This window comes from Coprococcus ammoniilyticus (assembly GCF_025567345.1).
GTDB classification, from domain to species: domain Bacteria; phylum Bacillota; class Clostridia; order Lachnospirales; family Lachnospiraceae; genus Coprococcus; species Coprococcus ammoniilyticus.
In genome coordinates, this window is record NZ_JAOQJS010000002.1 from 1 (window position 1) to 20,015 (window position 20,015).

Genomic DNA, 20,015 nt, shown 5'->3' on the forward strand with positions numbered 1-20,015 from the left:
GGTCGAAGACTTATCCTGAGAGGTTCGAAAGATAAGCGGAAGAGATTGGAGAGAGTGAAGTCGCAAGACTTTCTGTATGAAATTCTGAAGGTACATGAATAGTTAAAAAAAAGAAAGCGTCAAAAACGCTTTCTTTTTTTGTGTATAAATATTAATTTGAAATATGAAATAATCATTCTGTACCTCATAAAATATTGTAAAATATAAAAATTAAAAAGCAACGGCATGTTATTCTTAGATAGCCGGATATTGAAGGCTGTTAGGGTATTTAAAAACTAATATAATGGTAAAAGATTGTGTATTTTTATTGCAATTACATGCATAAATCTATAAAATAGATATGGTGAATCATACGTAAACAGTGTGAAAAAGGGTATTTATCTGATATATTATATCAGATAAATAAGAACAATAATTACAGATGTATTGTAATAGAAAGGAACGATAATAGCAGGCAGCTATTGAAAAAGGTATGGGAATAAAAGAAGAAACAATAAAAATGAAAGCGGCAGCACCTTATCTGGCAGCTTCCTCTGTAGAACAGAGAAATAAAGCACTTCTAATGGTTGCAGAGAATTTAAGGGCAAATGCGGCAAAGATTTTTGAAGAGAATAAACGAGATCTGGCAGCGGCAGAAGAAGATCATATTGCACAGGCAGTGAAGAAACGCTTGAAGTTTGATGAGGGAAAACTAAGAGATGTTATAAAAGGAATTGAGCAGTTAGTTGCTCTGCCTGATCCATTAGGAAAAGTGACATTAAAACGCCAGTTGGATGAGGGATTAGTTCTGAATCGTGTCAGCTGTCCGATTGGTGTTATCGGAGTTATTTTTGAAGCAAGACCGGACGCACTTGTTCAGATATCATCTCTTTGTATTAAGAGTGGAAATTGTGCGATACTAAAGGGTGGTAGGGAGACAACATATACCAATCGTATCCTGTTTCAGGTTATACATGATAGTATAATAGATGCAGGGTTGCCGGCAGATTGTATGCTTCAGGCAGAGCAGCACAGTGAGATTGATGAACTTCTGTCGTGTCATGAGACGGTTGACCTTCTGATACCGAGAGGATCGAACAGTTTCGTTCAGTATATTATGAATCATACAAAGATTCCTGTTATGGGACATGCAGATGGAATCTGTCATATTTATGTAGATAGAGATTATGATCCAAATAAAGCGATTCCGATTATTATCGATGCAAAGACCCAGTATACAGCAGCATGTAATGCAGTGGAAACTTTGTTGATCCATAGAGATATAGCAGGAAAATTTCTTCCGGTTCTTGCAAAAGCATTAAAGGAAAATGGAATTACGCTTCGTGGTACAAAGGAAGTAACAGATCTGATTGGCGGAGAGACAATCGGTGAACAGGAGTTCAAAGAATATCTGGACCTGATTGTTTCTGTTAAGATTGTAGATACGGTAAATGATGCGATCGCACATATCAATAAATACGGTTCCCATCATACAGACAGTATCATTACCGAAAATGCGGAAACTGCAGAATTATTTATGCAGATGGTAGATTCTGCCGGAGTTTATCAGAATTGTTCAACTAGGTTTGCGGATGGTTTCCGTTATGGCTTTGGTGCAGAGGTTGGAATCAGTACAGGAAAGATCCACGCAAGAGGTCCGGTTGGTCTGGAAGGACTTGTTACTTATAAATACAAGCTGTTTGGATGTGGACAGATTGTAGATGATTATGCAACAGGAAAGAAAGAATTTCATTTTAAAGATTTATAATAAAAATCATTCACAAGATTATTACAGGAGTTAGAAAGATGCATAAGGAATTTCGAATGGGAAATGAAGCAATTGCGCTTGGGGCAATTGCTGCCGGGGTAAATTTGATTTCCGGATATCCGGGAACGCCATCGACAGAGGTACTTGAGACGGTTGCAAAGAACAGAACAAATGACTGTTATGTAGAATGGTCGGTTAACGAGAAGGTTGCCATGGAGGTAGCAGCCGGTGCTGCTTATTCAGGAGCGAGAGTTATGGTAACAATGAAGCAGGTCGGATTAAATGTGGCATCTGATCCGTTGATGAGTCTGGAGTATGTGGGAGTAAAAGGCGGTATGGTGATTCTGGTTGCCGATGATCCGGGTCCAATCTCATCACAGACAGAACAGGATACGCGAACATTTGCAGCATTTTCAAAGGTTCCATGCTTTGATCCTACATCGGCACAGGAAGCTTATGAAATGGTACAGGAGGCCTTTGAGTACTCGGAAAAATATAAAACACCGGTATTTTTAAGACCGACAACAAGAGTGTGTCATGGATATGCAACGATTGAAGTAAAGGATGCAGCAGAATACAAAAAGAATGAATCGGAGGGATTTGTGAAAGATTCCAAACGGTGGGTTATTTTCCCGAAGCTGTCCTTTCAGGCGCATCGTAATATTGAAAAGCGAAATGTCGAGCTGGGGGATGCCTTTTCTGAATATGGCAGAAATGTTGTGAGCAGGAAGATAGAGACAAGATTTGGTATTGCAACCGGTGGAATCAATTATACATATACAATGGAAGCCCTGGGAGACGATGCAGAAAAAATAGCGATATTTAAAGTAGCGACCCCGTTTCCGTTCCCGGAACGAAAAGCAGTTGAATATCTGGAACAGTTAGATGCGGTTTTATGTGTGGAAGAATTAGATCCGGTGATCGAACGTGCGCTTGCCTATATAGCGGGCAAATATCATCTCCCGGTAAAGATCTATGGTAAGCTGACCGGTCATGTAGCAGCCTCAGGTGAGAACACGATTGACAGTGTAAAGGACAGTATCACACAGTTCTTATTGGATCAGGGTATTGCAGTAGACCGGTACAAGGCGCTTACCGCAGGTGAAAAGAACAATCAGTCGGAAGAGTTGGCAGAGATGCCGGAGCTTCCGGTACGTCCACCTGTATTATGTGCAGGTTGTCCTCATCGTGCTTCCTTTTATGATGTAAAATGCGCTATGAAGGGAAAGAAGACAATCTTTTGTGGAGATATCGGATGTTATACACTTGGAAATGCCATGCCGCTTGATATGGTTGACACTTGTCTGTGTATGGGCGCAGGGCTTGGAATTGCGCAGGGTGTTTATCATACAGAACCGGATACGACATGTTTTGCATTTGTTGGAGATTCTACATTCTTCGCGTCAGCAATTCCCGGCGTCGTAAATGCGGTTTATAATCAGGCAGATATGACATTGATCGTTCTTGATAATTCCACGACGGCTATGACAGGACACCAGCCACATCCTGGAACCGGACATACGATGATGGGAGATATTGTAAATAAGATTGATATTGTTGGTATCTTAAAGGGAATTGGTCTTAAGACAGTAGAGACGATCAATCCATTTGAGCATGAAGCAGCGGTACAGACAGTTGCGCGTGTTGCAGCAGAACCGGGTGTGAAGGCAATTATTTTCAAATCTCCATGTATAGCCATTACGAAGTCGTCCAGATGTATGCATATAGATACAGATGCATGTATAGGTTGCCAGAAATGTATCAGAGAGATCGGTTGTCCGGCACTTTACACATTTGAAGGCAAGGTTTGTATCGATGAAAGTCTCTGTACAGGATGTACTTTGTGCAGCCAACTCTGCCCGGTACATGCAATCGGGGACGGACAAGAAGAAAGGGGGCAGGCATAATGAATAAGAATATTATTCTGTGTGGTGTCGGTGGACAGGGAACAGTGCTTGCATCCAAGCTGATCGCAGCCGCAGCTATGGAGAAAGGAATTCCGGTTATGAGTGCGGAAACGATCGGTATGGCACAGCGCGGAGGAAGCGTATTTAGCCACGTAAGAATGGGTGAAAATCTGTATTCACCAATGATAGCAAAAGGAACAGCAGATATGATCCTGGGATTTGAACCGGGAGAAACGGTGCGGATGCTTCCTTATCTGAAAAAAAACGGAGCAGTAGTCGTCAGCAATCGTGCGGTTATGCCGGTTACAGCATCGCTGGCGAAGACCGGTTATAACGGAGCATCTATGATCGAATATCTGAAGACACAGGTAGATCGGGTTTTGGTGATCGATACAGATCAGGCATGTGAAACTCTTGGGTCTGCAAAGGTGTTAAATGTCTTGATGCTGGGAGCCGCAATCTCAACCGGTATGCTTGGACTTGAAAAAGAAGATATCAAACAGGCTTTGATAAAAAGATTGCCGGAAAAATTACATGAGCTGAATTTCAGAGCACTTGATTATATACAATAAAAATATTTTATAAAATAGAAAGTTTGGAGGATAAATAATGGAGATTTCAGAATTACAGATCAGTCAGGTCAATAAACAGATCGAAGCATTGATTAAGGCTGAAAGTTTTTATGGAAAGAAGCTGGAGGAAGCAGGAATTACAAGAATTTCGACATCGGAGGATTTTAAGAAGCTTCCATTTTCAGAAAAAAAAGACCTGAGAGATGCATATCCACTTGGTTTAATGACAGCACCGGAAAGTGAGATCGTTCGTATCCATTCATCATCAGGAACAACAGGACTTCCGGTTATTATTCCATACACAGCAAAGGATGTAGATGACTGGGCAATCATGTTCAAGCGTTGTTATGAGCTTGCAGGTATCACGAATATGGATCGTATTCAGATCACACCGGGATATGGACTCTGGACGGCAGGAATCGGCTTCCAGAACGGAGCAGAGAAGTTGGGTGCTATGGTCATACCTATGGGACCGGGAAATACGGATAAACAGCTTCAGATGATGCAGGACATGAAATCTACTGTCCTTTGTTCGACGTCTTCCTATGCACTTCTTCTTGCAGAGGAGATCGAGAAACGTGGTATCAAAGATAAGATTTGCCTGAAGAAAGGTGTGATCGGTTCTGAACGCTGGGGTGAAAAGATGAGAAAACGTATCTCAGAGGAACTGGGAATTGAATTATATGACATCTATGGTTTGACAGAGATCTATGGACCGGGTATCGGAATCAGCTGTAAATATGACAACGGTATGCATTACTGGGATGATTATGTCTATATTGAGATTCTTGATCCTGTAACCTTAGAGCCGGTTCCGGATGGCGAAATGGGTGAGATTGTTATAACAACGCTTGTAAAAGAGGGCGCACCTCTGATTCGTTATCGTACACATGATCTTTCAAGAATTATTCCGGGAGAATGCCCATGTGGATGCAAGCATCCAAGGTTAGGTGTGATTATGGGAAGAACGGATGATATGATGAAGATCAAGGGCGTAAATGTATTCCCAAGTCAGATTGAAGAAGTATTGAAGGAATTCCCTGAATTATCAAGTGAATATCAGATTCGCATCTCCCATCTGGATGGAAAAGATACTATGAGAATCTATGTAGAGACGGATGGAAGCGTAGATTTCGTAGAGTTATCTAAGCGTATTGCAGAGAGAGTAAAGAGTCGGATCGGATTTACCCCACTTGTTAAGGTTGTAGAGATTGGGGTGCTTCCAAGAAGTGAGAAGAAGACAAAACGTGTAATTGACGAGAGATATGAATAAAGCAGAAAGCCGGATATGATATTTCATACCCGGCTTTGTTTTTGTCAGTAAATTATGAATTACAGATCAAATTTTGTTTTTACAAAATCTTCAATGATATCGGCGGTCTTTTTGAAGCCCAGGACGGTTGAATTGATCGTCATATCATAGTTCTTACTGTTGCCCCATTCCATATCAGTGTGATCCTTGTAATATGTTTTTCTGTTACGGTCATGACGTTTGATCGTAGCTTCAGCATCACGTTGGGATAACTGCTTGGTTTCCATAGTACGCTGTAACTTCGCTTCGGCATCAGCGACAATAAAGAATGAAGCTACACAATCCATATCCTTTAATACATAGTCGGCACATCTGCCAACAATTACAAAGGATTCTCCGGATGCTGCCTTTTCTTTTATAAAATCGAACTGAAGACCGGCAAGAATCTCTTCCGGAGAATTGCTGTATCCCTGAACGGTACGAGAGAACAGATATTTTCTAGGTGACTCATCATAGTCTTTAATATTATCTGTATCAAAATTATTCTGTTTTGCAACTTCTTCAATTAGATTACGATTGTAATATGGGACATTAAAACGTTTTGCAATGTCCTGTGCAATTACATGTCCGCCACTTCCATATTCACGACCGATCGTGATAATAACCTGTTTGTCCATATTTTATAACCTCCCTAAAAATATGTAAGTTTCTTAGAAGACGCTGTTATATCGAATAAATACACCGAGTGTACAAATGATCATAACAAGAATAGTAGCAGGAGCCATCTTCTTACAATATTCGCCCCATCCGACCGGATGACCTGCTTTAGCAGCTACTGAAGTACCAACAACATTTGCGGAAGCACCGATAGGTGTTGCATTTCCACCAATATCTGTACCAATGGCTAATGAATAGGCAAGGACGGCAAGAACCCCACCATTACCTGCTGCAAGTTCTTTGATAACAGGAACCATAGTAGCAGCAAATGGAACATTATCGATAAAGGCACTGCAGATAGCTGAGAGCCAGATGATAATAGCAACCATGATATACATATTTCCACCGCTGACGTTTTTGATGAATTTTGCAATGACTTCCAGAATACCGGTCTGCTCCAAACCACCAACGACAACAAATAAACCAATAAAGAATAAGAGTGTCTTGTAATCAATCTTCTTTAAAAGTTCCAGTCCATGTCTGCCGGAACAGATCAGTGTGATTATAGCTATTATAACACCAATCGCAGCAACTGTCAGCCCTGTCTGTGTCTGTGTAAGAAGCAGAACAACAGAAAGCAGGAAAATAACACAGCTGAAGATAAATCCGGATTTGTCTGTAATTGCTTCTGAAGGACTTGGTATTGTTGAGGTATCAACCCCACCTTCATTTTGCTTTAATTCCTTACGAAAAGCAAGATAAAAATAGACAATCATAATTACCAGTGAAATAAGAACAAATACACCTGTATTTGTCAGGAAATCAAAGAATGAAAATCCAAGTGAGGTACCGATGATGATGTTTGGTGGATCACCACAGACGGTAGCAGTTCCACCGAGGTTGGAGCAGAAGACTTCTGCCAAGATCATTGGAACCGGATTGAATTTTAATAATTGTGAGAGTTCTACTGTTACAGCTGCAAGGAACAGAATAACCGTGATACTTGCAATGAACATAGAAAGAAATGCTGACAGGATCATAAAGGTGATCAGAATTGGAACAATTCTGTATCGTACAAGCTTTGCAATCAGCATGCAGAGCCATGTAAAGAAACCTGCACGTTTCATACCTTCAACCATGACCATCATACCGGCAATAAAAATAATGGTCGCCCAGCTGATACCGCTGGAATCTTCAGATGCTTGTCCAACTGTATGCCAGAAGCTGGTTGTAAAAATGCTTTTAACGTTTAACACTTCCATGATAGCCTGTCCACTGTGCAGACAGATACCAAGGACAAAGATGATGGTGAGTAATCCACAGCCCAGCGTTATAAGATAATGTTCGATCTTATCAAGAACGATCAGCACAAACATAGCCAGGAAGATGGTTACTGCTAAGATGGATGCTAACATGTTTCCTCCTTCTTGAGAGATACCTGAAAATCATAATGGTAGTATCTCTTCTTATTTATAATATTTTTTTTCCGTTTATCATTATAGGAAGATTGCACAAAAAGTCAATATTTTTCGGTAAAGGTTCGGTAAAGGACGATGAAAATTGATAAAAAACAAGTAAATATGACTAAAAATAGAGTGAGTAAATAAAAAATAGTCATTATATTTGGTACAAATGTTACAGTTTTCAACCGTATTGTGGATAGGAACAAAATTAATTAAGAAGAAACTGTTGCATTTCCGTTCAGACTGGGGCATTATAGAGAAAGAATATTAAAGGAGAATGAGTAATTATGTATAAAATTATTTGTAAAGATGGCAGAGCAAAAAGAGCTACCTTTACGACTGTTCATGGTACAGTGGAAACTCCTGTATTCATGAATGTGGGAACTGCTGCTGCGATCAAAGGTGCAGTTGCTACGACAGATCTGAAAGAAATCGGCTGTCAGATTGAATTATCAAACACCTATCATTTACATGTAAGACCGGGTGATGAGGTTGTGAAGAAAATGGGCGGTTTACATAAGTTTATGTATTGGGATCGTCCAATTCTTACGGATTCCGGCGGATTTCAGGTGTTCTCGCTTGCAGGACTTCGAAAGATTAAGGAAGAAGGCGTTACATTTAACTCGCATGTAGATGGACGCAAGATATTCATGGGACCGGAGGAAAGTATGCAGATCCAGTCTAATCTTGCATCTACGATCGCAATGGCGTTTGACGAGTGTGCACCTGCAAAGGCGGAACGTTCTTATGTGGAGAATTCGGTTGCCAGAACCTATCGTTGGCTGGAGCGCTGTAAGGCAGAGATGACACGTTTAAACAGCCTGCCGGATACGATCAATAAGGAACAGATGCTATTCGGAATCAATCAGGGCGCAGTATATGAGGATATTCGTATTGACCATGCAAAAAGAATTGCAGAGCTGGATCTGCCGGGGTATGCTATTGGTGGATTGGCTGTTGGAGAGACAGCGGAGGAAATGTATCATATTCTGGATGTAACCGTGCCATATCTTCCTGAGAATAAGCCGGTTTATCTGATGGGTGTCGGAACGCCGATCAATATACTCGAAGCAGTTGACCGTGGTGTGGATTTCTTTGACTGTGTATATCCATCCAGAAACGGACGACATGCACATGTATACACAAAACATGGAAAACTGAATCTGAAGAATGCAAAATATGAGACAGATGACAGACCGATTGAAGAAGGCTGCGGATGTCCGGCATGTCAGCATTACAGCAGAGGTTATATCAGACATCTGTTAAAGGCAAATGAAATGCTTGGTATGAGATTTTGCGTCTTGCATAATTTGTATTTTTATAATAATATGATGAAAGAGATTAGACAGGCTATCGAAGAAGGCTCATATGCATCGTATAAAAAGTCTATGATAGAGAGTTTAACATCAAATGAAGTTTAGAAGGAGAATATTATGAACACATTAGGAATGGTTTTAAGCAGTAGTACAGCATCGGGTTCAGGTTCAGGCAGCACAATGTTTATCGTTGTATATATCCTGATTTTTGTTGCAATTATCTACTTCATGATGATCCGTCCACAGAAGAAGCAGAAGGCTAAGACAGAGGAAATGCATAACCAGATGGAACCGGGTGACAATATTATGACAACCAGTGGTTTCTATGGCACAATCCTTGATATTGTAGATGACACAACTATCATTGTTGAGTTTGGTAATAACAAGAACTGTCGTATTCCAATGCATAAGAATGCAGTTGCTGAGCTTGAAAAGAAGAATGCAGCAGTAGTGGAAGAAGATAAGGAAAAGAAATAAAGAATATCTTTTTAAATAAGAAGATGTCAGAACAGAAAAATCTCCATGTTCAGTAGAAAATCTGAATATGGAGATTTTTTTCTGTTCTTCAAAAAAGATGCGCTTTTATATTGTCCAGAATTCCGGTGGTGATCCGCATACCGCCGCGACCGGTTCCGAGAGAGATGTCCGGTTTGATCACACCGTGGAAATCCGTACCGCCGGAGACAAACAAGTCATGTCTGTCTGCGATCGCCCGGAGCTTTCCGCTCTCATAGGAATTGTTAGAAGAATGATAAGCTTCTAAGCCCTTTATCCCAAGTGGTTTCAGATAGTCCAGTAATTCCTCAATCTGGTTATAACCAAGCTTATAGAGTAATGGATGTGCGAGAACTGCACATTTGCCATATTGGTTGATGATCGAGAGAGCACGTTCACATGTGACCTCCGGTTTCGGAAGATAGTATCTGCATTTTTCGCCAAGGTATTTTTTAAATGCCTGATCCTTGTTCTTGACAATGCCGTCCTCAATCAGAATTCTTGCAAAATGCGCACGGGTAATGACTGTATCCGGATTTCCCTCTTGAAGTTTTTCGATGGTCATATCGATGCCGTCACGCTGAAACAGCTTGCACATTTCCACATTTCGGTTAAAACGTGCATCTTTTAAAGCGTTCAATTCAGCAAGAAGTCCGGGATTGGTATAGTCCATATAGAAGCCAAGAATATGGATCTCGCGTGAACCATAGTTGCACGAAAGTTCGATACCGGGAATCAATTCCATAGGAAGAGGATCCTGTGTATCCGGGGCCGGCTGATGATTTTCCATGAACCGGATTGCTTCCGGGACTCCATCAACCGTATCGTGGTCGGTGATCGCCAGAGCGGCAAGTCCCTTATCAAGAGCCATCTGGCACACTTCAGATGGAGTAAAAGAACCATCCGAAGCAGTTGTATGGACATGTAGATCTATAAAACGCATATGTATTCCTCTTTTCTTTATACAATGTAGGATTGGTTTACCGAAATCTAAAAAGATAAAAACAAACCAAAATAATTATAATATGAATCTAAAAACATGGCAAATTTTTAGACAAACTTATTGATATTTTTTATTAATTGGTATAGACTTAATTGACGGTTTATGAGAAAATATGTCTGATGGTTACGAAAAAAGAATAGATATTCATAACCGCTTTAAGCAGATTTTCATATTTCGAAAGGAGATTCACAATGATTTATTCACAGGAAGTTGAAAACATGTGCCCAGTTGGACAGGGCGTACATCATGGATGTGCTCCAATTCCAGAAGAAGCAAAATGGGTACAGGCAAAAGAAGTAAAGGATATTTCAGGCTTTACACATGGTATTGGCTGGTGTGCACCACAGCAGGGTGCCTGCAAGCTGACATTAAATGTTAAGGAAGGAATTATTCAGGAAGCATTAGTTGAGACAGTTGGATGTTCAGGTATGACTCATTCAGCAGCTATGGCAGCAGAGATCCTTCCGGGACTTACAGTTATGGAAGCTCTTAACACAGACCTTGTTTGTGATGCTATCAACACAGCTATGAGAGAGTTATTCTTACAGATCGTATACGGACGTTCACAGAGTGCATTCTCAGAGGATGGACTTGCTATCGGTGCTGGTCTTGAAGATCTTGGTAAGGGACTTCGTTCACAGGTTGGTACTATGTACGGTACATTAAAGAAGGGTCCTAGATACCTTGAGATGGCTGAAGGATATGTAAATGCTATCGCTCTTGATGAAGAGGGTATGATCATTGGATATAAATTCGTTAACCTTGGTAAGATGACTGATTTCATTAAGAAGGGTGATGACCCTAACACAGCTTATGAGAAGTCATGTGGACAGTATGGACGTGTTGCAGATGCAGTTAAACTCATCGACCCACGTACAGACAAAGAGATTGAGAAATAATAGAAGGAGGTAACGATATAATGGCATTATTTGAATCATATGAAAGAAGAATCAAACAGATCAATGAAGTATTAAACAGCTACGGTATCTCCTCAATCGAAGAGGCAGAGAAGATCACAAAGGATGCTGGTTTAGACGTATACAATCAGGTAAAGAGCATTCAGCCTATTTGTTTTGAGAATGCATGCTGGGCATACACAGTAGGTGCAGCAATCGCAATCAAGAAGAACTGCAGAAAGGCTTCAGAAGCTGCAGCAGCAATCGGTGAAGGACTTCAGTCATTCTGTATCCCAGGTTCAGTTGCTGATACACGTAAGGTTGGTCTTGGACATGGTAACCTTGGTAAGATGTTACTGGAAGAAGAGACAAAGTGCTTCTGTTTCTTAGCAGGACATGAGTCATTCGCAGCAGCAGAAGGTGCGATCGGTATCGCAGAGAAAGCTAACAAAGTTCGTAAAGAGCCACTTCGTGTTATCTTAAACGGTCTTGGTAAGGATGCTGCTCAGATTATTTCAAGAATTAACGGTTTCACATTTGTTGAGACTGAGTATGATCCATATACAAACACAGTTAAAGAAGTATTCAGAAAGTCTTACTCAGAAGGACTTCGTGCAAAGGTTAACTGCTATGGTGCGAACTCTGTACCAGAAGGTGTTGCTATCATGCACAAAGAGGGTGTTGATGTATCTATCACCGGTAACTCAACAAACCCAACTCGTTTCCAGCATCCGGTAGCTGGTACTTACAAGAAGGAATGTAACGAGTTAGGAAAGAAGTACTTCTCAGTTGCTTCAGGTGGTGGTACAGGTCGTACACTTCACCCAGATAACATGGCAGCAGGTCCTGCTTCCTACGGTATGACAGATACACTTGGACGTATGCACAGTGACGCTCAGTTCGCTGGTTCATCATCCGTACCTGCTCACGTAGAAATGATGGGTCTGATCGGTGCTGGTAACAACCCTATGGTTGGTATGACAGTTGCTGTAGCTGTTTCTGTAGAGGAAGCAGCAAAGGCTGGTAAGTTCTAAAAAAGCTAGGAAATAAGCCAAATAAAGAAACGTGAAAATACCTGAAAAAGTGATTGTAACTAACAAACAACTAACAGGTAACTAACACTCGTAACTAACAAAAAACGGGGCAGCAATTATAATGATTGTTGCCCCATATTTTTTATTCTATCTTTTCAATTTCAGTGTGAAGTTGCTTCATGGTCCTGTGGGTGTACACTTTCTCAGTCACATCCTCGATAGAATGACCAACTATCAGCTTTATGATGTATTCATCCATGCCAGCATCTTTGACCAATGTAATAAATGTATGTCTTGTATCGTGAGGACGGTGGGAGAGTTTTTATTTTCCCATGACCTTATTCCAACGGCTTCTGTATTTGTCGTATGTCATGCGCATACCAGACTGACTATCCGAATCATTGAATAAATAATCGGATTCCAATTCTTTAGCCTGATCTACTCGTTTTATGATCAAATCTCTTATTTTTGGATGAATAGGAACGCCCCTGTTGCGCCCTGCATCAGTCTTAAGACCGCCGAACATGGTATTATTTTCCAGATCAATATCAGCTATTTTCGAGATAGACAGTTCTTGTGGTCGCCATCCGCTGTATATACCAATTAGAATCATATCAACAACACCATAGTTTATGTTCTTCCAGAGTAGATCTATTTCCTCCGGCGTAAATGGAACACGAATGATCTGAGACTTTCCACGCTTGATGGCAATACAAGAGATCTGCATAGACTGCTTGATGGACAGATTCGGGATGTGAACGAGCTTTTTGAGGTGGCAAACCTCAAGGTTGAAGCCCCTGGAATGTTTGGAGATCCGGCAGAAGACTGCAACTGCCGGTACTGTCTCTTGCAGCGTGCCAGATGGGCGCTGGATGATGTAGAACTTGAGACTCTGAGAAAGCGAGCGGAATACTTCGGGTTGGATAAGACAAAGGATTTTGAAGAGTACCAGACGAAGTACTTTAAGGTGTCGTTTCAGATTGAGCATGAAAAAGATGTTGCTAATATTATTGATGATGGTACAATAAAATCAGGTGCAATTAGTGGGGCAAGGAACTCATTTGGCGAGAAGGCTCAAAAACATGCAGAAACATATTATGGATTGGTTCGTAGCATGACAACAGATGTTGCTAAGATATCAAAAGCTACAGGCATATCGGAAAAAGAAATCCAAGATATAAAGAATTATATATTCCTAGAAAAGCATGATTTGGGTGGAGAGAAAAAAGAATATTTTGCTCCTGATTATATGATGGCAGAATCTTGGCAGAGGTTAATGTCTGGCAAGCCAGAAAAACATGATATTACATTACTGAAACATGAAATCATGGAGAAAAAGCTCATGCAATCAGGAATGTCGCAGGAAATGGCACATATTGAGACGTCAAAGGTATATAATTATTCAAAGGAAGCAGGTGAGTTTTATGCTAAAATTAAAAAATATAAAAAAGAGTAATGGTATTATTTCGGCAGATTACGATCCTGAATGTAGTGGTGAAATTGGAAGAATATCAATAAATATAGATTCAGGAAAAGAAGTGGAGACAACAATATCACTTATGGATAGAGAATTTCCAATATATTTGAACCATGCACTTGATATATTAAGGAAAATTAAAGATGAAAAGGATATACCAGAAGAGAAGTTAGTTATGTGGTACTAAAAGTATCGTAATTTAATAGCAGTTAATTCAGACCATGATAAAAACATGGCCTTTTTTTATGCCCAAAGTCGGCTTAAGGCGATAAAACTGTGACCGACAAAGAATAACTCCGGCAAGAGTGATAACTGCCATGTGTGGCTACGATTAAAGCCAAGAAAGGATGGAACAATGGAATTAAAGGAACTGTTAGGAGAAGAATTGTACAAACAGGTACAGGCGAAGATTGACGAGAAGAACAGCACAGAGACAGACAAGCTCAAGCATGTAAGATACACAGATCTGTCCGAGGACAAGTACGTCAGCAAGGAGAAACAACGAACATATCACGATGCATCTTCTAAAGTCAATACAAGAATATTAGCAAATGATTCTTCTGGAATAGTGACAGAAGATGGATTACTTGAATTTGGAAACTTATGACGATCTTCGAGTTCTCTGTAAATTCAACCAGATGTGGCATTTTGTCCCATGCCTGACAGATTTCAAATTCATGAATATCTTTCAGAGCTTCTCATATTCGCGAAAAATACAATTTCTTTTATAAGAGAAAAATTTTTTGACAGCACGTAACGTGCAGATTTAATCTGGAAATAGCATCAGAAAGATCATAACAAACGGAAAAGTAAAATTAGAATTTGAATAGGAGACAAATGATATGCATAGAGAAGTGGAAGATAATACAGTTATATTTACAGCATTTAACAGAAAATTGTTAAGAGATTTAGAAGAATTGAGAAATCTTCTGGTTAGAAATAAACCTGAGAGAGTCATGAAAAAACTGAATGAATTAATTGAAGATACAAAGAGGGACATAACCGAATAGTTTGTAGTATGGGAAATGGTTCGCGAAAAAAACATTCTCTTTTATGAAATAAAAAATCATAAAAGCCTTTGACAGCACGTAACGTGCAGATTTAGGCTGAAGGAGGATGTATATGGAACTAATGACTTTAAGAACAATGTGTGAACGATTGAATGTTTCAAGAAGAAGTATTCAATGTTATGAGCAGGCTGGTTTATTGAAGCCTTCGGCAAAAAATAAATATGGTCATTTGCTATATGATGAGCAGGCGTTTCAGAGAGCACAAATGATTCGTTTCTTACAACAGCTTGGGTTTAAACTGGAGGAGGTAAAAGAAATTATAGATGCACCTGATAATGTAAGAAAAGATGCGATGGAAGTACATGTGAGAATGCTTGAATGTGAAACAGAAAAAATGACGGAACTTATTCAACAGGCGAGAGTTTATATTAATAGCATTAATGGAAAATCTGAAAATGGAGGGAAGACAAATGAGAAGTAAAAAGAAAATTATAATCACAACATTTATTGGGGCAATCATGTTGTTAGCAGGTTGTCACAGTGCAGGAACAGATCAAGAGCAAAAAGATAATAAAAAATCAGACTCTGAAACTGTAGAAATTGAGGATATTGATTGGAATGTAGGAGAAGGAATAATAGATGGAGACAGACATATTGTGATGAATTATGTAAATAATTCAAAGTTGGACATTGTTTATTTCGGCCTGGACTATACTGAAAAAGAGGGAATAACGGAAGAAGAAAAACAAAAGTTTTATTCGGACATAGAGAAGAAATTTAATTTGAGTGATGACGATATGATTAAAATAAAAGAAGAAACAATTGGAATGAATACAAGTGTAGAAAGATTGGTGAAAGAAGGAGATGAAGTATCTAACGTACCATGTCACTACTTTTCTGGAATTTATTATTTAAAGGATAAAGCACATCTGGAACTTATGCAGCCGGATATTGCAACAATAGAATTCGTAAGTAATGGTAGATTATATACAGAATATTATGATTTCAAATCACAGAAATACTCCTTGGAATCTGATAGTGAAGAGGCCGTACAATGGACAGAAAAAGAGATTGGAACAGAGATTGATAAGCCGGAAGCAGAAGTTATAAAAGTAACATTAGATCTGGATGATTATCTATGCTTTGATGTGTATGGAGTATCAGAGTCACAATTTGAGGAATATATAGATTTATGCAAGGAAAGGGGATATACAAAGGACGCAGATAAAGATGAGGATTCTTACGATGCGGAGCGGGATGATGGATATAGTGTTTCTATAGATTATGATCAGACAGATTGTATTATGGATGTTTCTGTTAGTAAGTAAATTTATTTATGATAGGCATAGCCGGATGGTATATTATGCAAACAAATATACCGTTCGGCTATAGTTTATTTGTTTCGTGTAAAAGCCGATATGAGAACATCTCAGGTTTTGCTTAAATGTTAAAAAATGAAGCCTTGGCAAATAAACGAACGTTTACTAAAATAAAAGTGTAAACGGTCGTTTATTTTTTGCCCAGAGGTTATTAGTATGAGTAATAGGAAAGAAGAAATATTAATTGCGGCACTTAATCTTTTCGCCAGGGATGGTTACGAGGCTGCCTCAGTCAGCCAGATAGCAGGAGAACTTGGTATGACAAAAGGAGATTATACCATCATTATAAGAGCAAAAAAGATATTTTTAACTGTATTGTGGAGCGGATGAAGCAACAGGATAGTGAGCAGGCATCAGATCATGATATGCCGGAGGATGATAAAGAGAGAATGCCTGAAAAGTATGAGACGGTGTCATTGGATGATTTTGTAAAATATAATATCATGAAGGAGAATATTGATTTTTATGGTAAGAGTGGTTTCAGACAGGCAAGCGAGTATGGTATCCGTTATCACGGATTGCCGGAGGGCTATCTGGTTGACGAGCAGGAAGTGGAAGAGTTTGATAGGCAGTTAACGATGTTCTTTTCTATTTTTAAATAATAACTGTTGATAAGTAACCGATAGGTAACTATAATAAAGTGGCCAAAAGGTAACCGATTGATGAGGCTGATTTAGGAGACAAGTGTGGAGATTAAAGAAAAGAATACAAAGGACAAAATACTGGAAGAAGCTTTAAAATTATTTGCACAGAGCGGATATATGGGAACATCCATGAATGATATTGCTTCAAAGCTTGGAGTAACCAAGGCTGCATTGTATAAGCATTATAAAAGCAAGCAGGAGATATTGGACAGTATTATTGACAAAATGAATGAACTGGATATGGAGAGAGTAAAGCGGTATGAAATGCCGGAGGGCGATCTGGAAAAGGTTGTGACCGAGTATAAAGAAACAGCATTTGATAAAATTAAGCAGTTTACAAAGGTGCAGTTTCTTCACTGGACAGAGGAAGAGTTTTCATCCTGTTTCCGTAAGATGCTGACATTGGAACAGTACAGGGAGCCGCAGATGGCACAGTTATATCAGAATTATCTTGCAGGTGGACCATTAACTTATATAGAAGCTTTGTTCTCGGATATGCTGGGGGATACAAGAAAAGCCAGACAGACAGCACTTGATTTTTATGGACCTGTTTTTTTGCTTTACAGCATATATGATGGAGTAGATGACAAGAGTCGGGTGATAAGGCTTCTGGAAGATCACATGGATCATTTTCTACAGGAAATGTAGAAAAATGTTATAAATACCCCTGATATAGAGGTAGGGGATTATACAATATACAACGATTTTGTACATGATCCGATTGATTTTGAAAAAAATAATGTTTTGTATCATTATCCTGTTAATAAGGATAAGCTAAAAATTGGAAAATTCTGTTCTATTGCATGTGGGGCAAAATTTTTATTTACCAGTGCAAATCACGCAATGAAATCGTTATCTACGTATCCGTTTCCTGTTTTCTTTGAAGAATGGGGATTGGATGCAAAGAAAATATATGCGATGCATGGGATAATAAGGGTGATATTGTAATTGGAAATGATGTGTGGATTGGATATGAAGCAGTTATTTTGTCTGGTGTAACAATCGGTGATGGCGCAATTATAGGCGCTCGTGCAGTGGTAACAAAAGATGTGCCTTCATATACGGTAGTTGGAGGAGTACCGGCAAAGCCAATTCGTAAACGATTTGATGAAGGAACGATTCAGAAACTTGAAGAAATCAGATGGTGGGACTGGGAAGAAGAACGAATTAAAAAGAATATTCAGGCAATACAGTCTGGCGATATAAGTATGTTAGAGCGTATGAATTAGAAATAAAAACATGACTTTAATAAAGGATATATACCATTTTAATTACAAAAGAGGTGAATGTAGACATGAGTACATTTGAACATGATCTTACAAAAGGAAATATCTGGAAGCAGCTTGTATGGTTTGCTGTGCCGTTTTTTATCAGTAATTTGATCCAGTCCTTATACAGCCTGATCGATCTGATCATATTAGGACATTTTGGCGGAACAAATTCCATATCGGCAGCTAATATCGGAGGACAGGTGCTTGTGATCCTGACAAATCTTGCTGCGGGACTGTCAGGCGGAGGAACTGTGATGCTTGGAAATTATCTAGGATCAAAACGTAAGGATAAGATCAATGGAGCGATCAGTACATTATTCATAACATTGACAGTTATGGCAGCAGCATTTATGGTACTGTTATTTATATTAAAACAGCCGTTACTTCGATTACTTGATACACCTGAAGAGGCATTTTCACAGGCAGAACAGTATTTGTTTATTTGCACTTTGGGCCTATTATTTATTTATGGTTATAATGCATTAAGTGCAATTATGCGTGGACTTGGTGACAGTCGGACACCGATGATCTTTGTTATGATTGCATGTGTGATCAACATTATTTTGGATCTGGTGCTGGTTGCCGGATTTCATTTAGGAGCCGGTGGTGCTGCTGTTGCAACTGTATTTGCACAGGGCTGTTCGATGTTATTTTGTATAATATATTTAAAACATCATGATTTTATGTTTGATTTCAAACCATCTTCTTTTCATTTTATAAAAGAGGGATTCCACACTCTGCTTCGTACCGGATTGCCGCTTAGTATTCAAATGGTTGGTACAAATTTTTCGTTTTTGATCTTGACTACATTCATTAACAGGGCGGGTGGTGTAGCAGCATCGGCTGCAGCAGGAATAGTAAATAACTTTAATGGATTTGCAATTCTTCCGGAAGCAGCGATCAGCTCGGCTGCATCAGCCATGATCGCACAGAATATGGGCAAGAAAGATGTGAAACGATCATCAAAGACTATGCACTGTTGTCTGGTTCTCTGTATTGGTGTGTCTTTGGTCGTGTTTACGTTGATGCACATATTCCCGGAGCAGATATTTCATCTGTTTGGCGTAAAAGAAGATGTCCTAGTCTATGGTATGCCGTATATCTTTGCTTTTTCGTTTGAATATGTGGGACTTCCATTTATCATGTCATTTAATACGGTTTCAACTGCAACTGGAAATGGATGGATTACGCTGGTTACAAATATGATATCTGCATTTATCGTTCGTATTCCGTTAGCATATGTTCTGGCGTTCCTTTGTGAACTTGGTGTAAGAGGAATTGCGATATCTATACCGATCGCGACAGCCGTTGGAGCTATAATATCATTTTTATTTTACAAAGCCGGAATTTGGAAAAAACACATTCTGTTATAAAAGGATTTATATGCCATATCTGAAAAATTGAGTATAATGTTTCTATCCGGGCAGTACAGATATAGAATGTACCTATCCCCGGCATAGAACGAAGGTTGTAGTATGTCAGTTTGAATATGGAGCGGAAAATGGCATTTTCAGAAAATACAAAAACAGAATCCGGGTGTTTTTTGACTATAGTAAATGTTATGACCGGCTTTATTATCTGAAACGGTTAAATAAAAATGCAATCCTGATCGCAGCATTTTACAGCAGGGAACTCAGTGATGTCCTTACCGCATCTGACGATATGAGTGAGTTGCAGTCTTATCTGGTAGATGAAGACTATAATATTCTTTATTCGGATAATGAAAAAAGCATTGGAAAAAATGCAGTTGATGTAATTGCAGATGTCACAATGGGGTATGATAATTACCAGTTGATCGGAGATGAAAATTTGATCGTGCAGGGAAAATGTGAGAATAACTGGAGAGTCCTTTTATAAATAAGTGTCAGATGATTCTTATCTTGTATCTCATC

The 20,015-nt window shown here is 39.3% G+C and carries 23 protein-coding genes and 1 pseudogene; 20 read left to right on the forward strand and 4 right to left on the reverse strand.

Annotation, left to right across the window (positions count from 1 at the left end; all coding sequences use genetic code 11):
• Positions 1–472 precede the first annotated feature (472 nt).
• The 4 genes from OCV60_RS02460 to OCV60_RS02475 are packed head-to-tail and all read left to right on the forward strand — an operon-like array spanning position 473 to position 5,499.
• A complete protein-coding gene (locus OCV60_RS02460; RefSeq protein ID WP_173789261.1) occupies positions 473–1,747 on the forward strand; it encodes a glutamate-5-semialdehyde dehydrogenase in 1,275 nt (424 codons plus the stop codon).
• Positions 1,748–1,785: 38 nt separating this feature from the next.
• Entirely contained in the window at positions 1,786–3,654 is a 1,869-nt protein-coding gene (gene iorA, locus OCV60_RS02465) for an indolepyruvate ferredoxin oxidoreductase subunit alpha (protein ID WP_262529222.1), read from the forward strand.
• Positions 3,654–4,226: an indolepyruvate oxidoreductase subunit beta gene (locus OCV60_RS02470; protein ID WP_118675489.1), complete on the forward strand. Its 573-nt coding sequence runs from the start codon at positions 3,654–3,656 to the stop codon at positions 4,224–4,226. Before iorA ends, OCV60_RS02470 begins: the two co-directional genes overlap by 1 nt.
• A 37-nt stretch (positions 4,227–4,263) precedes the next feature.
• Positions 4,264–5,499: a phenylacetate--CoA ligase family protein gene (locus OCV60_RS02475; protein ID WP_118675488.1), complete on the forward strand. Its 1,236-nt coding sequence runs from the start codon at positions 4,264–4,266 to the stop codon at positions 5,497–5,499.
• A gap of 59 nt (positions 5,500–5,558) precedes the next feature.
• On the opposite strand, the gene OCV60_RS02480 is transcribed toward OCV60_RS02475, so the two are convergent.
• The gene (locus OCV60_RS02480; protein ID WP_117807739.1) at positions 5,559–6,155 is read right to left on the reverse strand and encodes a cytidylate kinase-like family protein; all 597 of its coding nucleotides are present in this window, start codon (positions 6,153–6,155) and stop codon (positions 5,559–5,561) included.
• 33 nt (positions 6,156–6,188) lie between these two features.
• A complete protein-coding gene (locus OCV60_RS02485; protein WP_021943210.1) occupies positions 6,189–7,550 on the reverse strand; it encodes an ArsB/NhaD family transporter in 1,362 nt (453 codons plus the stop codon).
• A 335-nt stretch (positions 7,551–7,885) separates the two neighbouring features.
• Here OCV60_RS02485 and tgt point away from each other — a divergent pair, with 335 nt between their 5' ends.
• Together tgt and yajC are read left to right on the forward strand one after the other, a co-directional pair.
• Positions 7,886–9,019, forward strand: a complete 1,134-nt coding sequence (gene tgt / locus OCV60_RS02490; protein ID WP_008401543.1) for a tRNA guanosine(34) transglycosylase Tgt — start codon at positions 7,886–7,888, stop codon at positions 9,017–9,019.
• Between the two features lie 12 nt (positions 9,020–9,031).
• Positions 9,032–9,391 carry a preprotein translocase subunit YajC gene (gene yajC / locus OCV60_RS02495; protein WP_021943212.1) on the forward strand — a complete coding sequence of 120 codons (360 nt, stop codon included), beginning with the start codon at positions 9,032–9,034 and terminating at the stop codon, positions 9,389–9,391.
• A gap of 88 nt (positions 9,392–9,479) precedes the next feature.
• Here yajC and OCV60_RS02500 read toward each other — a convergent pair whose 3' ends face one another.
• The gene (locus tag OCV60_RS02500; protein WP_021943213.1) at positions 9,480–10,352 is read right to left on the reverse strand and encodes a PHP domain-containing protein; all 873 of its coding nucleotides are present in this window, start codon (positions 10,350–10,352) and stop codon (positions 9,480–9,482) included.
• A gap of 251 nt (positions 10,353–10,603) precedes the next feature.
• On the opposite strand from OCV60_RS02500, the gene OCV60_RS02505 reads away from it, so the two are divergent.
• Both OCV60_RS02505 and OCV60_RS02510 read left to right on the forward strand, forming a co-directional pair.
• The gene (locus OCV60_RS02505) at positions 10,604–11,311 is read left to right on the forward strand and encodes an iron-sulfur cluster assembly scaffold protein (RefSeq protein ID WP_008401546.1); all 708 of its coding nucleotides are present in this window, start codon (positions 10,604–10,606) and stop codon (positions 11,309–11,311) included.
• A gap of 20 nt (positions 11,312–11,331) precedes the next feature.
• Complete coding sequence (locus tag OCV60_RS02510) at positions 11,332–12,342, forward strand: GGGtGRT protein (protein ID WP_008401547.1); 1,011 nt, start codon at positions 11,332–11,334, stop codon at positions 12,340–12,342.
• 322 nt (positions 12,343–12,664) lie between these two features.
• Here the strand turns inward: OCV60_RS02510 and OCV60_RS02515 are convergent, their stop codons facing one another.
• Complete coding sequence (locus OCV60_RS02515; protein WP_262529226.1) at positions 12,665–13,069, reverse strand: site-specific integrase; 405 nt, start codon at positions 13,067–13,069, stop codon at positions 12,665–12,667.
• A gap of 27 nt (positions 13,070–13,096) precedes the next feature.
• On the opposite strand from OCV60_RS02515, the gene OCV60_RS02520 reads away from it, so the two are divergent.
• The 12 genes and pseudogenes from OCV60_RS02520 (at position 13,097) to OCV60_RS02575 (ending at position 19,980) form a co-directional block, all read left to right on the forward strand.
• Positions 13,097–13,798 (forward strand): hypothetical protein, encoded by a 702-nt coding sequence (locus tag OCV60_RS02520; protein WP_182428119.1) that lies wholly within the window; start codon positions 13,097–13,099, stop codon positions 13,796–13,798.
• Positions 13,767–14,006, forward strand: coding sequence for a hypothetical protein (locus tag OCV60_RS02525; protein WP_118675437.1), 240 nt, complete (start codon positions 13,767–13,769; stop codon positions 14,004–14,006). The genes OCV60_RS02520 and OCV60_RS02525 overlap by 32 nt, the downstream gene beginning before the upstream one ends.
• Positions 14,007–14,174: 168 nt before the next feature.
• Positions 14,175–14,426 carry a hypothetical protein gene (locus OCV60_RS02530; RefSeq protein WP_118675436.1) on the forward strand — a complete coding sequence of 84 codons (252 nt, stop codon included), beginning with the start codon at positions 14,175–14,177 and terminating at the stop codon, positions 14,424–14,426.
• A gap of 235 nt (positions 14,427–14,661) precedes the next feature.
• Positions 14,662–14,829 carry a hypothetical protein gene (locus tag OCV60_RS02535; protein ID WP_192919820.1) on the forward strand — a complete coding sequence of 56 codons (168 nt, stop codon included), beginning with the start codon at positions 14,662–14,664 and terminating at the stop codon, positions 14,827–14,829.
• A 112-nt stretch (positions 14,830–14,941) separates the two neighbouring features.
• Entirely contained in the window at positions 14,942–15,310 is a 369-nt protein-coding gene (locus OCV60_RS02540) for a MerR family transcriptional regulator (protein ID WP_161117288.1), read from the forward strand.
• Positions 15,300–16,157, forward strand: coding sequence for a DUF6591 domain-containing protein (locus OCV60_RS02545; RefSeq protein ID WP_262529230.1), 858 nt, complete (start codon positions 15,300–15,302; stop codon positions 16,155–16,157). Before OCV60_RS02540 ends, OCV60_RS02545 begins: the two co-directional genes overlap by 11 nt.
• Before the next feature lie 207 nt (positions 16,158–16,364).
• Positions 16,365–16,538: a TetR/AcrR family transcriptional regulator gene (locus OCV60_RS02550; RefSeq protein WP_262529231.1), complete on the forward strand. Its 174-nt coding sequence runs from the start codon at positions 16,365–16,367 to the stop codon at positions 16,536–16,538.
• Entirely contained in the window at positions 16,535–16,810 is a 276-nt protein-coding gene (locus tag OCV60_RS02555) for a hypothetical protein (protein ID WP_243000371.1), read from the forward strand. Before OCV60_RS02550 ends, OCV60_RS02555 begins: the two co-directional genes overlap by 4 nt.
• A gap of 84 nt (positions 16,811–16,894) precedes the next feature.
• Positions 16,895–17,500, forward strand: a complete 606-nt coding sequence (locus OCV60_RS02560) for a TetR/AcrR family transcriptional regulator (RefSeq protein WP_262529233.1) — start codon at positions 16,895–16,897, stop codon at positions 17,498–17,500.
• A gap of 9 nt (positions 17,501–17,509) precedes the next feature.
• Positions 17,510–18,081: pseudogene (locus OCV60_RS13010) on the forward strand (CatB-related O-acetyltransferase).
• Positions 18,082–18,146: 65 nt separating this feature from the next.
• Positions 18,147–19,496, forward strand: coding sequence for an MATE family efflux transporter (locus tag OCV60_RS02570; RefSeq protein WP_021943221.1), 1,350 nt, complete (start codon positions 18,147–18,149; stop codon positions 19,494–19,496).
• Between the two features lie 163 nt (positions 19,497–19,659).
• Positions 19,660–19,980 (forward strand): hypothetical protein, encoded by a 321-nt coding sequence (locus OCV60_RS02575; RefSeq protein ID WP_262529234.1) that lies wholly within the window; start codon positions 19,660–19,662, stop codon positions 19,978–19,980.
• Positions 19,981–20,015: the final 35 nt, after the last annotated feature.

Bases quoted from the DNA above. Each gene is read 5' to 3' on its own strand.
- OCV60_RS02505 (WP_008401546.1), top strand. From the start codon at position 10,604: ATGATTTATTCACAGGAAGTTGAAAACATGTGCCCAGTTGGACAGGGC.
- OCV60_RS02485 (WP_021943210.1), bottom strand. From the start codon at position 7,550: ATGTTAGCATCCATCTTAGCAGTAACCATCTTCCTGGCTATGTTTGTG.
- OCV60_RS02555 (WP_243000371.1), top strand. From the start codon at position 16,535: ATGAAGCAACAGGATAGTGAGCAGGCATCAGATCATGATATGCCGGAG.
- OCV60_RS02545 (WP_262529230.1), top strand. From the start codon at position 15,300: ATGAGAAGTAAAAAGAAAATTATAATCACAACATTTATTGGGGCAATC.
- yajC (WP_021943212.1), top strand. From the start codon at position 9,032: ATGAACACATTAGGAATGGTTTTAAGCAGTAGTACAGCATCGGGTTCA.
- OCV60_RS02535 (WP_192919820.1), top strand. From the start codon at position 14,662: ATGCATAGAGAAGTGGAAGATAATACAGTTATATTTACAGCATTTAAC.
- OCV60_RS02515 (WP_262529226.1), bottom strand. From the start codon at position 13,069: ATGCAGATCTCTTGTATTGCCATCAAGCGTGGAAAGTCTCAGATCATT.
- OCV60_RS02530 (WP_118675436.1), top strand. From the start codon at position 14,175: ATGGAATTAAAGGAACTGTTAGGAGAAGAATTGTACAAACAGGTACAG.
- iorA (WP_262529222.1), top strand. From the start codon at position 1,786: ATGCATAAGGAATTTCGAATGGGAAATGAAGCAATTGCGCTTGGGGCA.
- OCV60_RS02480 (WP_117807739.1), bottom strand. From the start codon at position 6,155: ATGGACAAACAGGTTATTATCACGATCGGTCGTGAATATGGAAGTGGC.
- OCV60_RS02470 (WP_118675489.1), top strand. From the start codon at position 3,654: ATGAATAAGAATATTATTCTGTGTGGTGTCGGTGGACAGGGAACAGTG.
- OCV60_RS02550 (WP_262529231.1), top strand. From the start codon at position 16,365: ATGAGTAATAGGAAAGAAGAAATATTAATTGCGGCACTTAATCTTTTC.
- OCV60_RS02570 (WP_021943221.1), top strand. From the start codon at position 18,147: ATGAGTACATTTGAACATGATCTTACAAAAGGAAATATCTGGAAGCAG.
- OCV60_RS02510 (WP_008401547.1), top strand. From the start codon at position 11,332: ATGGCATTATTTGAATCATATGAAAGAAGAATCAAACAGATCAATGAA.
- OCV60_RS02475 (WP_118675488.1), top strand. From the start codon at position 4,264: ATGGAGATTTCAGAATTACAGATCAGTCAGGTCAATAAACAGATCGAA.
- OCV60_RS02460 (WP_173789261.1), top strand. From the start codon at position 473: ATGGGAATAAAAGAAGAAACAATAAAAATGAAAGCGGCAGCACCTTAT.
- tgt (WP_008401543.1), top strand. From the start codon at position 7,886: ATGTATAAAATTATTTGTAAAGATGGCAGAGCAAAAAGAGCTACCTTT.
- OCV60_RS02525 (WP_118675437.1), top strand. From the start codon at position 13,767: ATGCTAAAATTAAAAAATATAAAAAAGAGTAATGGTATTATTTCGGCA.
- OCV60_RS02500 (WP_021943213.1), bottom strand. From the start codon at position 10,352: ATGCGTTTTATAGATCTACATGTCCATACAACTGCTTCGGATGGTTCT.
- OCV60_RS02540 (WP_161117288.1), top strand. From the start codon at position 14,942: ATGGAACTAATGACTTTAAGAACAATGTGTGAACGATTGAATGTTTCA.